This is a genomic window from Lysinibacillus sp. GW247-5R2A (genome assembly GCF_059424475.1).
Map to the genome: position 1 here is coordinate 571267 of NZ_JBWKZL010000001.1, position 15666 is coordinate 586932.

General features: G+C 38.9%; 15 protein-coding genes. All 15 read right to left on the reverse strand.

What is annotated here, in order from left to right:
* Window positions 1-6 precede the first annotated feature (6 nt).
* Window positions 7-1167, reverse strand: coding sequence for an ADP-forming succinate--CoA ligase subunit beta (sucC, locus tag AC07YC_RS02825; RefSeq protein WP_025113922.1), 1161 nt, complete (start codon window positions 1165-1167; stop codon window positions 7-9).
* Window positions 1168-1329: 162 nt separating this feature from the next.
* The gene (locus AC07YC_RS02830) at window positions 1330-1632 is read right to left on the reverse strand and encodes an EscU/YscU/HrcU family type III secretion system export apparatus switch protein (protein ID WP_336634354.1); all 303 of its coding nucleotides are present in this window, start codon (window positions 1630-1632) and stop codon (window positions 1330-1332) included.
* Window positions 1629-3518, reverse strand: a complete 1890-nt coding sequence (locus AC07YC_RS02835) for a TP0910 N-terminal domain-containing protein (protein ID WP_494918314.1) — start codon at window positions 3516-3518, stop codon at window positions 1629-1631. Before AC07YC_RS02835 ends, AC07YC_RS02830 begins: the two co-directional genes overlap by 4 nt.
* A 49-nt stretch (window positions 3519-3567) precedes the next feature.
* Window positions 3568-4329 (reverse strand): ribonuclease HII, encoded by a 762-nt coding sequence (gene rnhB, locus AC07YC_RS02840; RefSeq protein WP_494918315.1) that lies wholly within the window; start codon window positions 4327-4329, stop codon window positions 3568-3570.
* A gap of 154 nt (window positions 4330-4483) precedes the next feature.
* Complete coding sequence (gene ylqF / locus AC07YC_RS02845) at window positions 4484-5356, reverse strand: ribosome biogenesis GTPase YlqF (protein WP_494918316.1); 873 nt, start codon at window positions 5354-5356, stop codon at window positions 4484-4486.
* A gap of 57 nt (window positions 5357-5413) precedes the next feature.
* The gene (lepB, locus tag AC07YC_RS02850) at window positions 5414-5977 is read right to left on the reverse strand and encodes a signal peptidase I (protein ID WP_008181292.1); all 564 of its coding nucleotides are present in this window, start codon (window positions 5975-5977) and stop codon (window positions 5414-5416) included.
* Between the two features lie 105 nt (window positions 5978-6082).
* Entirely contained in the window at window positions 6083-6427 is a 345-nt protein-coding gene (gene rplS, locus AC07YC_RS02855) for a 50S ribosomal protein L19 (protein ID WP_008181294.1), read from the reverse strand.
* Window positions 6428-6543: 116 nt separating this feature from the next.
* Entirely contained in the window at window positions 6544-7281 is a 738-nt protein-coding gene (trmD, locus tag AC07YC_RS02860) for a tRNA (guanosine(37)-N1)-methyltransferase TrmD (protein ID WP_336634449.1), read from the reverse strand.
* Window positions 7281-7796, reverse strand: coding sequence for a ribosome maturation factor RimM (gene rimM, locus AC07YC_RS02865; protein ID WP_336634358.1), 516 nt, complete (start codon window positions 7794-7796; stop codon window positions 7281-7283). The genes trmD and rimM overlap by 1 nt, the downstream gene beginning before the upstream one ends.
* 352 nt (window positions 7797-8148) lie before the next feature.
* Window positions 8149-8382 (reverse strand): KH domain-containing protein, encoded by a 234-nt coding sequence (locus AC07YC_RS02870; protein ID WP_336634359.1) that lies wholly within the window; start codon window positions 8380-8382, stop codon window positions 8149-8151.
* Between the two features lie 15 nt (window positions 8383-8397).
* On the reverse strand, window positions 8398-8670 hold the full coding sequence (gene rpsP, locus AC07YC_RS02875; RefSeq protein ID WP_004269411.1) for a 30S ribosomal protein S16: 273 nt from the start codon (window positions 8668-8670) through the stop codon (window positions 8398-8400).
* Window positions 8671-8764: 94 nt separating this feature from the next.
* Entirely contained in the window at window positions 8765-10123 is a 1359-nt protein-coding gene (gene ffh, locus AC07YC_RS02880) for a signal recognition particle protein (RefSeq protein WP_494918317.1), read from the reverse strand.
* Window positions 10124-10135: 12 nt separating this feature from the next.
* Window positions 10136-10471 carry a putative DNA-binding protein gene (locus AC07YC_RS02885; protein WP_336634361.1) on the reverse strand — a complete coding sequence of 112 codons (336 nt, stop codon included), beginning with the start codon at window positions 10469-10471 and terminating at the stop codon, window positions 10136-10138.
* A gap of 341 nt (window positions 10472-10812) precedes the next feature.
* Window positions 10813-12087, reverse strand: coding sequence for a signal recognition particle-docking protein FtsY (gene ftsY / locus AC07YC_RS02890; protein ID WP_494918319.1), 1275 nt, complete (start codon window positions 12085-12087; stop codon window positions 10813-10815).
* A gap of 2 nt (window positions 12088-12089) precedes the next feature.
* Window positions 12090-15665, reverse strand: coding sequence for a chromosome segregation protein SMC (gene smc / locus AC07YC_RS02895; RefSeq protein ID WP_336634363.1), 3576 nt, complete (start codon window positions 15663-15665; stop codon window positions 12090-12092).
* Between the last annotated feature and the right edge of the window lies 1 nt (window position 15666).

Genomic DNA, 15666 nt, shown 5'->3' on the forward strand with positions numbered 1-15666 from the left:
CCTTCCTTAGCCTACTAGTCCCACAATTTTTTGTGCACCGTCAGCCATTGAATCCGCTGCAACGATGTTTAAACCAGATGCATTTAAAATTTCTTTACCAAGTTCTACATTTGTACCTTCTAAACGTACAACTAATGGCACAGCTAAACCGATTTCTTTAGCAGCTGTCACAACGCCTTCAGCGATAATGTTACATTTCATAATTCCGCCAAAAATGTTTACAAAAATGCCTTTTACGTGTGGATCAGAAAGGATAATTTTGAAAGCTTCTGTTACTTTTTCAGCTGTTGCACCGCCCCCTACATCAAGGAAGTTGGCCGGGCTACCGCCGTAGTAACTAATTGTGTCCATAGTCGCCATAGCAAGACCAGCACCATTAACCATACAGCCAATGTTACCATCTAAAGAAATATAGCTTAAATCATATTTTGACGCTTCAATTTCTTTTGGATCTTCTTCATCGAAATCGCGTAATTCGACAATATCTTTATGTCTGTATAATGCATTCGCATCAAAATTGAACTTAGCATCTAGTGCCACTACTTCGCCTTGTCCAGTTACAACAAGTGGATTAATTTCAACAATTGATGCATCTTTGTCGATAAATGCTTGATATAAACCTAACATTAATTTAACAGCTTTCCCTACAAGGTTTGCTGGAATATTCATATTAAACGCCATACGACGTGCTTGGAAACTTGTTAATCCAACTACTGGATCAACTACTTCTTTGAAGATTTTTTCCGGATTTGTTTCCGCTACCTCTTCAATATCCATACCGCCTTCTTCAGATCCCATCATTGTAACGCGGGAAGTTGCACGGTCTAAAACTAAACTTAAATAGTATTCTTTTTGGATATCAGAACCTTCTTCAATGTACAAGCGTTTTACTTCTTTTCCCTCAGGACCTGTTTGATGAGTCACTAAAATTTTCCCTAATAATTCTTTTGCGTACGTACGTACCTCGTCAAGGTTTTTAGCGATTTTTACACCACCTGCTTTACCGCGTCCACCTGCATGAATTTGCGCTTTGACTACAGTTACATTAGAGCCAAGTTCCTTCGCTACTTTCACTGCTTCATCAGGGGAAAAAGCAACTTTTCCGTTCGGTACAGCTACACCATATTTTCTCAGGATCTCTTTCCCTTGATATTCATGGATATTCATAATACATCCTCCCATCAAACATTTGCATAGAATTGTTTTACTAACATAGTCTATTCTAACGAAACATTCTGATAAAGTCTACACTTTGTCTTTTGTTCGAATTTTCTCTATTATTATGACGCATTCTTCTATTTTGTGTACTAAAACAGCTTGCAAAAATAATCAGAATACTTCATTTTTTCTATATTTTCGCTCATGTTCTTGATCTAAACGATATATAAAAGCAAAGACCTCTGCCACAGCCTGATATAATTCCTCAGGTATGGACTCATTTAAATCTAATTGACCAAGCAGCTGCACTAGGTTAGGATCCTCATAAATCGGCACATTATGCTCATTTGCTCTTGCCAAAATGTTCTCAGCAATTTTCCCTTTTCCCTTTGCTACAACAGTAGGACTATCGAATTGACCGAGTTTATAAGTTAGCGCAATTGCCTCTTTACGGGTGAATTTTTCTTCGCTCATACGCGGATATCCACCCCACTCTGTTCCTCTTGCTGTTCTACTACAGGACCATTTTTGACCGCCTGGTCCTCGTCAAATTGTTTCATAAAAACGCCTGATAGTTGATAATTTTTTTCTGCCAACCCTATTTTTAGTGCTGCCTTTAGTGGTTCTGCAAGGGATTGAATCTCCGAATGTTCATTAAAGACCGTTACTGTAACTACTCGATTTTGAACCTGCATATCAATGACCGTTTCTTGCATGGATGCCATTTGTAAATAAAATAATACCCTCGCATAGTTGGCATCAATTTTACCATCATCCTTCATGCGACCATTCCATTGCAACGTAGCATCCATTCTCTTACCGAAAAATTCAAGCGGAACTTGCATAATCAGTTGATGTTGGTGTCCATTTTCGCCTGATGATAGCTGCATACCATTCATTCGTATCATTAGCATTTCTGCCGCTTCCTTCAATTGCGGTGTCATATTAGTTTCCTGCAATAATGTATGAAGCTGTGGTTTTAATTGATGTGCAATCATTTGTAAATCCGCTGATTTGTTCCCGAGTGTCGCCTCATAGCTAATCCCTAAATTTTTTAATACTGTTTTCATCGCATGCTCCATTGCCTTACTATCCATCGAATTTTGTACAAGAGCGTCTGCTTGTGTCACTATTTGTTGAATGAAGGGTTGTGAAGAAGCGATGCTATTTTTCATAAGATTACGCATTAAAGCTTCATTTTGTAAGGGAGAAGCAACCTCTTGCTTCAATAAGGACAATAAATGATCTTTTACTGACAGTCCTTTTATGTCCTGTGTAAATAAATGATTGGACATATTTTGAGAAAAGGCTTTTAATAATTGATCTTGCATCTGTTTAGCAAAAATATCTACTGTTTGCTTTGTGACAGGTAACTGATTAAAACGATCAATTAGCTGATTAATCTGCTGCTTTTGATCATTTGTTAAAAATTGTTGATTTGTTGTCCACGATTTAAGCTGTTCGATCAATTGAGCGACATTTTCAGGCTTCGCTGTTAGGATAGTCTGAACGACTTGACCCGCTTGCTGCATTTGCTGAGAAGCTTTTCCCTCATTCATACTTGACCAATTTTGCAATGTCGCCTGATTCGGAATTATCCCTGACTCCTTTAAGATCGACAAGGCTTGCATTTTTTCACTAGTTGTAGCTGCATTATTTGTTAAATTTTCTAGAACATTTGCAAGAACCACACTACCTGTTTCTACTTCAAATGGCTTTGCAATTGCTTGTACTTGTTGCATTAGATTTTGTTTAAGCTGTTCAGGCAATACTATATCTTTTGCTAGAAGCTGTGCAAAGTTTTCCATAATAGTCGCCATACCAGAAGTCTTTTGTCCACTCATTAGCGCTTGAAACACTTCATTAGTCATGGGCATTTTAAGCTCTATCATTTTTTGAATCGTTTGCAAAGCATCTATTTTAGATATACCCTCTGGTAATGCCTTTAACCACATTTCAGCTTGTAAAAGTTGTTCCTTTGAGATCGGTAGCTCTGCCTTCATAAAATGTCCTAATAATTGCTGCAGCTCTGCTGACTTAGGTAAATTCATAGACTCTAATAGCTGATTAATTTGTTGGCTTGGTGAAGCAGTTGGCGTCATCGGTCCTGACACCACTTTCAATTCTGCTTGTGGATCTGTTCCTGTTACCTGAAAAAAATGGGCATCTCCAGCTTTTAATGGAACTTCAAGTTTAGCGATAAATTTTTGATTTCCTACTTGTATCTCAGCCATTTGATCAGGGTATAATTTCTTAATCGTTCCATGAAATACTTGTCCCTGTTTTAAGGCCAGTGGCTGATTATTTGCAGTTATTGGGTTTTGTTGCATGTGGATTGGATTAAATGATGTGGCTGTCATATATTTACTCCTTTCATCAATTACTCCTTCGGTAATTGGCGCTAACGTATTATTCAAACATGGATTTAATCGGCTCGAACGATTTACGATGGTGAATCGTTGGTCCGTATTCTTCTAGTGCTTTTAAATGTTGCTTTGTACCATAGCCGGCATGTTGTGCAAAACCATACATAGGAAAATCTTTATCTAATTGTTCCATATAATCATCTCGGGCTGTTTTAGCTAGAATGGAGGCTGCTGCTATTGCTAAGCTTTTGGCGTCTCCTTTAATGATGGAATCCTGAGGGATAGCCATAGGTAATGTCATGGCATCTACTAAAACATAATCAGGTTTTCTCGATAACGATTCCACACTCGCCTTCATAGATTGTTTGGTCGCCTCATAAATATTGAGTTCGTCTATTTGTTGAGCCGGTTGGAAGTGAATAAAATAACTAATAGCATGTTCTTTAATTAAAGCAGCAAAGGCATTTCGTTTATCCTTCGATAATTGCTTAGAATCATTCAAACCAACAAGAGCCTCACTATTTGTTGGCAAAATTACAGCCGCTGTAACGACTGGCCCCGCAAGAGGACCTCGCCCCGCTTCATCGACACCTGCAATTAAAGCATCTATTCCACCATAGCTTACATCAAATGCCACTTTTGCTTGATGTTCCTGAAGTAATTGGCGCCTTTTTTCTTGTTTCTTTTGCCAAGAAAGCCAAGCCTTTTGGACACCTACTCGTTCATCTTCTGCAATACCCGACATCCACTCTTGCCATTCTTCCGCATCTTTTAATGCAATGGTAATTTCTTTAATACTTCTCATTTCTTACTCCTTCTTGCCTCTACTTATTCAACCTATATTCATTTCAGTCATTATGTAGCTTCCTATTTTTCCTCTATATAATTATTATCGGTAGGAAAATTCATTCCTAAAAGAAAAACTGTCACAAAGAGGGTGTGACAGTTTCCAATACTTTTTATTGTTCTGATTCTTTTTCTAGTTGTTCATCCACAAAATCAAATGTTAATTTACCTAAATGCAAGCCTCGAATATCTCGAACGATTAGCTGAGCTACTTGATCATAATCAATTTCTCCACCTGCACCAAACACGCGACGGAGTTTCCCAATATGGTCAAAAGTTTCAACCAAATCTTCATGGACGAATTCAAAGCCGTAACGCTCCTCCATACGCTTTGGATAATGAACGGATAAGAAACGTAAGCCGTATACTGCTAAGTCTTCCATGTTTGTGATGGTATCTTTAATAGCTCCTGTTAAAGCTAATTTAAAGCCCACTTCTTGATCTTCAAATTTTGGCCATAAAATCCCTGGCGTATCTAATAGCTCAAGTTCTTTCCCGACCTTAATCCATTGCTGTGCCTTTGTTACACCCGGAGTATTTCCCGTTTTAGCAATATTTTTTTTCGCCAGGCGATTAATCAGTGTCGATTTCCCAACATTTGGAATTCCGACAATCATTGCACGAATAGCTCGAGGTTTCATCCCTTTTGCTTTCATGCGATCGAACTTTTCTTTTAATATTTCTTGCGCTGCCTTTGTTACTTGTTGTAAGCCTTTACCCTCAAGCGAGTTAATAGCTACTGCTTTATGACCACGCTGTGCAAAATAATCTACCCATTTGCGTGATTCTTGCTCGTCTGCCATATCCGCCTTATTCAAAATTAATAGACGAGGTTTTTGATTAATGACTTCGTCGATCATTGGATTACGAGACGATAAAGGTAAACGGGCGTCTATTAACTCAAATATAATATCAACAAGCTTTAATTTTTCTGTTACTTCACGTCGGGCCTTTGCCATATGCCCGGGAAACCATTGAATTGTCACTGCTGTGCCTCCTAAATTAAAAGAAAAAGGGAGTTCATAAACGCTCCCTTTCTTGCATTACTTTACAATTTTTATGTCATTAAACGGCCAGAAAATCAAACTTGTATTGCCGATGATTTCCTTTTGATCTACAAGACCAATATGTCGACTGTCTTTACTATTTCGACGATTATCCCCCATGACAAAAACATACCCCTTTGGAATCTCATCTAATGAAACATCGATGTCTTTTAAGGTAAAGTCTTCTGTTAGTGTTCCCCCTGCGATTTGAGCTTTATAAGCATCTAAATAGGGTTCATCAATTGGCTCACCGTTGATATATAATTGATCGTCTTTATATTCCAGTGAATCCCCTGGCAATCCAATTACACGTTTAATGTAATTTTTTTGTTCAGGCGCATGAAACACAACAATATCAAAGCGTTTTGGTTCACCTATTTTATAACCAATTTTATTCACAATCATGCGGTCGCCATCTTCAAGGGTTGGCATCATGGACTCACCATCAACTGCAATTGGTGTAAATAAAAAATATCGTATGATTGCAGCAATCGCAAATGCAATTAATAGCGCTTTTGTCCATTCCCATAATTCATTCTTTTCTTTCACCTGTTTTTCCATTGAGAAATGCCCCCTTGTCTAACACTATTTTAGTTGATAGGGAATTAAGATGACAAGCAAAAAGAAAAGGAGCTTGCGTACAAGCCCCTCACTTTTAAGTCATAATTATCGAATTTCTTTAATACGAGCAGCTTTACCACGTAGGTTACGTAGGTAGTAAAGTTTAGCACGACGTACTTTACCACGACGTACAACTTCTAAGTTAGCGATTTTTGGTGTGTGTACAGGGAATGTACGCTCAACACCTACACCGTAAGAAATTTTACGAACTGTGAAAGTTTCGCTAATACCGCCACCACGACGTTTAATTACTACACCTTCGAAAAGCTGGATACGTTCACGAGTACCCTCTACTACTTTCACGTGTACCTTAACAGTATCACCAGGACGGAAAGCAGGTAGATCAGTGCGAAGCTGAGATTTTGTAATTTCTGTAATAATGTTTGACATTGTTTTCTCTCCTTAGACAGATGCTCTTGCACGCAATCTATGCCACAGCGGAACACCGTAATTCAGTACTTCACATAGAAGTACAGATTAAATGTTATCATAAATATATCAGGCAATCAAGCATCTTGTTGATTGTTTTTAAGTTTTTCTAAATACAATTTTTGCTTGTCCGTTAAAGGATATTGATCGAGTAAATCAGGACGACGTTCAAAGGTTCTTTTCAACGATTGCTCCTCACGCCATTGCTCAATTTTTGCGTGATTTCCAGATAATAAAACATCTGGCACCTTCATTCCTCGAAATTCTGCTGGTCGAGTATAATGAGGATGCTCTAGGAGACCAGTTGAAAAGGAATCTTGTATATGTGAATCTTCTTGGCCCAATACACCTGGTAATAGGCGTACAACACTATCGATAACCGTCATTGCCCCTAGTTCTCCACCTGTTAAAACGAAATCTCCAATAGAAATTTCATCTGTTACAAGGTGCTGGCGTATACGTTCATCATAGCCTTCGTAGTGACCACATAAAAAGACTAATTCCTTCTCCTGTGATAATTCTTCTGCTTTTTTTTGGGTAAATCTCTCTCCCTGAGGGCACATTAAAATGATGCGTGGTTGTTTTCCTGCACAAATTGCTTCTACAGCGCTAAACATCGGCTCAGGCTTTAAAACCATGCCTGCTCCGCCACCATATGGATAGTCGTCAACTTGATTGTGCTTATTGCCCGAAAATGAACGGATGTCAGTTACCTCTAGCTTGACCGCATCTTTTTCTTGAGCTTTCTTTAAAATAGAAGCCCCGAAAACACCTGAGAACATATCGGGAAAAAGGCTCAGCACATGGATATTCATCATAATAAACCTTCCATTACGTGAATAACAATTTTCTTCTCAACCACATCAATCTCTTTCACGATATCTTCTATATAAGGGATATAATGCTCTTTCTTCGAGCCTTTAACCACCCATACATCATTAGCACCTGTTTGTAGAATATCATTCACAACACCAATTGTTTCGCCTTCTTCAGAAACAACTGTACAGCCTATAATCTCATGGAAAAAGAATTCATTTTCTTGAAGGAGATCGTCATTCATTTGATCTTTTGTCACTTTTAACAAGCCTTCTTTAAACGGCTCGACCAAATTGATGTTATTCATACCTTCAAATGTTAATAAAATAAAGTTTTTATGACGACGTACAGATTGAATCGTTACCCAAGTTGGCTTTTTATCGTCCTTTTTAAAGGCAGCAAGCTTATTTCCTACCGCAAAACGTTCATTTTCAAAGTCTGTTGTCGATAATATACGCACCTCTCCTCGAATACCGTGTGTATTGACAATTCGACCTACATTAAACCATTCCATTCAACTATCACCTCATTAAAAACGTACTACTCTCTCCCATTGCATTCATGTACTTAACGTCACTTTGGAAGAATGTAGGTTCAGCTAAGACAATCAATTGTCTCGTCCATATTAATATAATCAATTATCTCTAGCTGTAATCTTTGTTCAAGCTATATGCCCTGTTTGTCCAAAATAAAAAGAACAACTCTAGGCGAAATAAAGAAAAAAAGGAAGGAACCTACAAGCTCCCTCCTTCTTAGTCCAGATTTTACGCTTCATGCTAAAGGCCACTTCGAACTCCTAAGCGACATGTAAACACACCTATCAGGACTCAATTGTACTCGTTGCAAGAGCGCGAAAATCTTTTCTATTAATCCAATATATCGACGTAGGTCTTCTTTTGATGGTGACTACCTGCCGCTGAATAAACAATTGTACGAATCGCTTTCGCTACTCGCCCTTGCTTGCCTATGACTTTCCCTCGATCCTCTTGATGAACAAAAAGTTTATAAACAATTCGATTTGCATTTTCATCCGTCTCAATACGAACTTCTTCTGGATAATCGACTAACGGTAAAACGATTGCTTCAATCAGCTGCTTCAAAGACGTCGCCCCCGATTATTTACTGAATTTTTGGTTATGGAATTTCTCCATGATACCTTGTTCTGAGAACAGGTTACGTACTGTATCTGATGGTTTTGCACCGTCAGCTAACCATTTAAGAGCTTTCTCTTCATCAATGTTTACAGTAGCTGGTTGAGTTAGTGGGTTGTAAGTACCAACTGTTTCGATTTGACGACCGTCACGTGGTGAACGAGCGTCTGCAACTACGATACGATAGAAAGGAGATTTTTTAGCTCCCATACGTTTTAAGCGAATTTTAACTGCCATTTTAATAGCACCTCCGAATAAGTTTCACACAAGATAGTATATTATCAATGTTTAGGTTGTTTGTAAAGTGTTTTTTCTTAACACCTAAAAATTATTATTTAAACAATGAATCAAAGCCTGGTAATTTCATTTTTTTCTTGCCCTTACCACTAGCCATTCCAGTCATTTGCTTCATCATTTTTTTCATTTCATCAAATTGCTTAATTAGACGATTCACCTCTTGAATAGAAGTCCCTGAACCTTTAGCAATACGCTTTTTACGGCTACCATTAATCAATTCAGGATTCGTCTTTTCAGCAGGCGTCATCGAGTAAATAATCGCCTCTACACGCCCCATTTGCTTATCGTCAACTTTGACATTATCTAAGCCTTTGATTTTGTTCGCACCAGGGAGCATCTTTAAAATTTCATCTATAGGTCCCATTTTTTTAACTTGCTGTAATTGCTCTACGAAATCATCAAAAGTAAAGGTTTGAGTCTTGAATTTTTCTTCTAACTCTTTGGCTTTTGCTTCATCTACATTGGCTTGGGCCTTTTCGATCAGCGATAAAACGTCTCCCATACCTAAAATACGAGACGCCATACGCTCAGGATGGAAAGGTTCTAGCGCATCCATTTTCTCGCCCATACCGACAAACTTAATTGGTTTCTGCGTTACAGAGCGAATAGATAAAGCCGCACCACCACGAGTATCACCATCAAGTTTCGTTAACACAACCCCTGTAATACCAATAGCCTCATTAAAGCTTTCTGCTACGTTTACAGCATCTTGACCTGTCATTGCATCAACAACAAGGAAGACCTCATCTGGCTCTTTTAATGCGCGAATATCTTTTAATTCTTGCATCAAATCCTCATCGATATGCAAACGACCAGCCGTATCGATAATTACGACATCATGATGCTCTTCTTTCGCCTTTTCAATTGCCTGACGCGCAATCTCTACAGGGGAAATATCAGTGCCTAACGAAAAAACTGGTAATGAAAGTTGTTTACCTAATGTTTCTAATTGTTGAACAGCTGCCGGACGATAAACGTCGGCTGCCACTAACAATGGTTTACGATTATATTTTTTCCGTAGAACATTTGCCAATTTACCTGTAGTTGTCGTTTTCCCTGCTCCTTGGAGGCCGACCATCATAATAACAGTAGGAGGCTTCGTATTAAATTTAATTGGGCTTTGCTCGCCACCCATTAATTCTGTTAATTCGTCTTGTACAATTTTAATTACTTGTTGACCTGGTGTTAAGCTTTGCATAACATCGACACCAACAGCGCGTTCACTAACCTTTTTTACAAATTCCTTGACTACTTTTAAGTTAACATCCGCCTCAATTAAAGCAAATCGGACTTCACGCATCATTTCTTTGACGTCTTGCTCCGATACTTTCCCTTTGCCTTTAATTTTTTGGATCGTTCCTTGGAGTCGTTCCGCTAATCCTTCAAAAGCCATTGCTTTCGCCTCCTAATCCCATTCTTTCAGCTGTTCGATAAGCACTAACTGCTCTTCAGCCGTCATACTTTGTTCCGTTATCCCCATTGTTAGCTGTAAAAGCATTTGGGTACGTTGTTGAAATTTTTCAAGTAAACATAATTTTTCTTCATATTCCTCAAGCATTGCTTCTGTTCGACGAATATTATCGTAGACAGCTTGGCGTGATACACCATACGATTCAGCGATTTCACCTAGTGAGTGATCGTCCAAATAGTATAGTTCCATATAACTTCTTTGCTTATCTGTTAATAATGCTTGATAAAAGTCGAAGAGAAAGTTCATGCGTGTTGTTTTTTCAAGTAGCATCGAATGTTTCTCCTCCCGCTATTTAGTCATTTGTATCATAACGAAAAGCGCCCGTCTGTGTCAAGGTAATCTCCTTGTCTAAAAGCCTAATTTACTTACTTTTGGGCATTTCTTGCCTGTAGCTAGTATGACTCTTTCCAACAAGTCAATTCAACTGATCACAGTCGAGCGTTTCTACTCCATTACGTTCAGTGGATTGGTATTTCATTTCTTAATGGTAAACATGGAGAGACTAACCTAAAATGAAAGATCCATAAAAAACAAAACAAACATTCATCCCCTCCGATACATGAAGGAGATGAATGCTAAATCAAAATAAAATGACATTGCCCATTTCACTGTTACTCTTCATTATTTTGTAATTCTTTATCTAAACCATCGGCAAATAATCCATAGACATATCGCTCTGCATCAAATGGCTGTAAATCGTCCATTTTCTCCCCAAGACCTACAAATTTCACAGGAATGTGTAATTTGTTACGGATTGCTAGCACAATACCGCCCTTAGCTGTACCGTCCAGCTTTGTTAAAACGATACCTGTCACATTCGTTGCTTCTTTAAATGTTTGTGCTTGAACAAGGGCATTTTGGCCTGTTGTTGCATCTAATGCTAATAATACTTCATGTGGAGCACTTGGGATTTCACGGGAAATGACACGATGTACCTTTTCAAGCTCGTTCATTAAATTCACTTTATTTTGTAAGCGTCCAGCTGTATCACAAATTAACACATCTGCTTTTCTGTTTTTCGCAGCACGAATTGCATCATACATAACTGCCGCTGGATCAGAGCCCTCAGATTGTTTAATAACCTCACAGCCTACACGATCTCCCCACACTTGTAATTGATCGATAGCACCTGCACGGAATGTATCACCCGCAGCTAAAACAACTGTTTTGCCTTGGGACTTGAGACGACGAGCGAGTTTACCAATTGTCGTTGTTTTCCCTACACCATTCACCCCAACAAATAGGATGACTGTCAGCTCACCATCAGGCTGCATATTTAATTCAATTAAACCTTCTTCACCTTGCTCATAAATTTCTACAAGCTTTTCAGAAATTAAAGTTTGGATCCCATTTGTATCTTTTATGTTTTTACGTTGTACCTCGAAACGTAATTTATCCATAAGTTCCATGACCGTTTCAAAACCAACATCGGCCTGTAATAAAAGATCCTCTAATTCCTCAAAGAAATCCTCATCCACTTTACGATAACGTGCAACAAGGTCGTTCACCTTCGATGTAAAGGAATTACGTGTTTTTTCAAGGCCCTCTTTAAATTTTTGCGTAATAGACCAAGCTGAAGGTTTTTTCTCCTCAGTTGGTTGTTCCTCAATAATTTGTACTTCTAGCTGTTCTTCTTCCTCTATTTGAGAAGGCGGCTCTAAATCCTTTGTACCTTTGATGTCCGACGTTTGTTCGGATTCTGTAGTATCTTCAATTGGTGAGAATTGCTCAGAAGATTCTTCAACAACAGTCTCAGTAGTGGTAGGTTCACCGTCTTCTTCTAATTCCTGTGGATGAGAATCTAAATCATGTTCAGTGGCTTCTAGTTTTTCTTCGTCCGCTGGATTCCCCATCAATTTATCTTTTATACGTTTAAAAAAGCTCATCCTTATTTGCTCCTTTGCTCCGCAAGTACGGGTTCGTCTTCTAATTTTACTGATACAAGTTTCGATACGCCTGACTCCTGCATAGTTATACCATACAGGACATCTGCTCCCTCCATCGTTCCTTTACGATGTGTAATGACAATGAATTGTGTTTCACCACTAAATTTCTTCAAATATTGGCTGTAGCGCACAACATTTGCTTCATCTAGGGCAGCCTCCACTTCATCGAGAATACAGAATGGGACAGGTCTTATATTTAAGATGGAGAATAATAAAGCGATCGCCGTTAGCGCACGTTCACCACCAGAAAGTAAACTTAGATTTTGTAATTTTTTTCCTGGAGGCTGAGCAACAATGTCGATGCCTGTTTCTAGTAAATTTTCCGGGTCAATTAACACTAAATCAGCTTGCCCTCCACCAAACAATTCACGGAATACTCGTCTAAATTGTTCGCGGATCGCATAGAATGTTTCGCTAAAGCGCATTGTCATTTCTTCATCCATTTCTTTAATGGCTTCATGCAATGTTTCTTGCGCCGCAAGTAAATCCTCACGCTGTTCAGTTAAGAAAGTATGTCGTTCAAGTACTCTTTCATATTCTTCAATTGCGCCTAAATTAACAGGGCCTAGCTCTTCAATTGATTTTTTAAGCAATTTAACACGGCGACGTACAAATTCCTCATCTTCTATAGCCTGTGCTTCTTCTTCTGCCTCTTCAAATGTTAACTGATAATTCTCCTCGAGCTGAGCTGTGAAATTGTCCATTTCGAATTCGACACGATTTCTTTTCAACTCATTCGCACGAATCGCTTCAAGATACCCTTTATGGATACGTTGTAATTCCTTCAGCTGAGCCTCTAACGATGAAAGTTCATCCTGTTGCCCTACTTTTTCCTCTTTTTTCTGAGAAATTGTCTCTTGTAGCGCATCTCTTCTGGTCTTCCACGTCAACACCTGTTCATCGACCTCTTCATCACTTAAATAATTTGTCGATTCATCAGATTGAAGCCATGATATTTCCTGAGAAATATTTTCAACTTTTTGTTGAGCTTTGTTTAATTGTAGGGCTAAGTCAGCCGTAGCTATTTGAACTTGTGACATTTGTTCTTGCATAACAGCTAATTGTGAGCGTTTTTCTGCCAATTGCTCACGTAATACATCTTTTTCTGTCTCACTTTGTAGCTTAACCTTACTTAATTGCTCAACGGTTGCATTGATTTCGATTAATTCTCCTGCAAGCGCGCTTAAACGTTCCTCTGCTTCTTGCTTTTGAGCCAATAATGATTCTTCTCGTGTTTTAACATCCTGTGTTTCAGTCGAGGCAAAGGTTACTCTAGCCGATAAGCTTTTTTCAACAGCCTCTAGCTCACGTAAACGTCCTGCCTGCTGCATCTCATCTTTTCGTAATTGCTCCCCTTCAAGCTTCAATAGCTCTACTTGATCTCGAAGTGTTGCTAGCTTTTCTTTTTCCGCTGCAACAGCCTGTTCTGCACCATAAATGGAGGCTTGCAATGACTCTAGTTTAAGAATTAAACCATCTAATTCCGCTTTTCTTGTAAAGAGTGAAGATTGCTGTTTCAGGGCACCACCCGTTAACGAGCCCCCTGCATTAACAATATCTCCATCAAGTGTAACCACTCGATAACGGAACCCACATAATCTAGCAATTTGACTTGCCCCTTCAAGATTTGCTGCAACAATGACATTGCCTAGAAGATTTTCAACAATCGTTCGATTATCTTCATTAAAAGTCACTAACGCATCCGCCATCCGAATGAATGCTGGGTGCTCAGTTGCTAATTGGATAGTTGCTAAATTAATTTTCCGTGATTTCATGACGGTTTTCGGTAAAAAAGTAGCACGCCCAGCTCGCTTTTGTTTTAGCCAATGAATAGCCTGTTGGGCATGGCGTTCATTAGTTGTAACAATATGCTGAGAGGCTGCTCCTAACGCCGTTTCTATCGCTTGTGAGTATTTCCCCTCAACCTGGATTAATTCAGCTACAGCACCCTCAATACCTTGTAATTCACCTTTATCTCGTGCTAGCAGCACTTCTTTAACCCCTTGGAAAAACCCTGAAAAGTCCGCTTCAAGCTCCGCTAACGTATCTTTTCTAGCTTTTAGTTGCTGCTGATGCTGATATGCCTTATACAGCATATCTTGCTTTTCAGTAAAGGTAGAATTAACATTTTTCAACTGTATTTGTAAAGCTTCATATTGTTCTAGCTTTTCTTGTAGATTATTTGTTGTTGAAGTATGTGCAGCTACTAGCTGTTCTTTTTCAGCAACAATTTGCATAAGCTCTTGCCCAATTTCATCAGATTGGTCGGACATTCGTGTTGCCATAGCCTTTTGTTGCGCCAACTGCTGATCGATATTTTTCAACTCATTTTTGATGGTCGCTTCTTCATTCAACGAATCGATATATCGGTTTTTTTGCTCCTCAATTTCTTGTTCGATTTCTGTTACGGAGCGATTTAAAGATTGCTCTAACTGTTTAATGCTTTGTTTTAGCACCGACACGGCTTGTTGTTTTTCAGTGAATACGTCTTTTTTCTCCTGCTCCTGCATAAACAGTGCCTCTACTTCTGCTTTGGCCTCTTGTAATGACGTATTCAGCTGCTGTAATTGATTGGACGCATTTTGACGCTTTTCAGCCATTAGCGCCTTTCGTCCATCCCAACGTTCTACCTCCATTGTGGCATTGACTAGATCCGCTTGAGAAACATCCAAATAGTCATCAAGTTCTTTCAATAGCTTTCGAATATTTGTTGTCTGTTTATCGAAAGTAGCAATATCTTGAGCTTGCTTTTGCTCTATCTCAGATAGGTTTGTGTACTCATCTTTAAGCGCACGCAAAGACTGTGCACAATTTTTAAAATCATGCACAAGTATGGCAATATCAAAATCTTTTAGCTCAGTAGACATTTGTACATAGTCTCTTGCACTAGATGCTTGCATTTCAAGCGGTCCAAGTCGACTGTCTAATTCATGGAGAATATCTAATACACGATATAAATTCTCATCTGTCTCAACAAGCTTATGCTCTGCTTTTTTCTTTCTTATTTTATACTTTAATACGCCAGCTGCCTCTTCAAAAATCGAACGACGGTCATCAGGTCGACTATTTAAAATTTCATCGACACGACCCTGTGAAATGATAGAAAATGCCTCTTTTCCAAGCCCTGAATCCATAAACAAGTCCGTAATATCCTTCAGGCGACACTGCTGGTTATTTAATAAATATTCACTATCACCTGAACGGTATACGCGTCTTGTTACACTTACTTCTGTATAGGAAAAAGCAAGTTGCTCGTCGGTATTATCTAATATTAGTGTTACCTCTGCAAAGTTGAGTGGCTTCCGAGAGTCACTCCCTGCAAAAATTACATCTTCCATCTTTGATCCACGTAACGACTTTGCCGATTGCTCACCAAGCACCCAACGTATTGCATCAGTGACATTACTTTTTCCACTGCCATTTGGTCCCACAACTGCTGTAACACCGGGTACAAAATCAATACCAATGCGCTCCGCAAATGATTTAAAGCCAATCACTTCTAGTCGTTTTAGGAACATC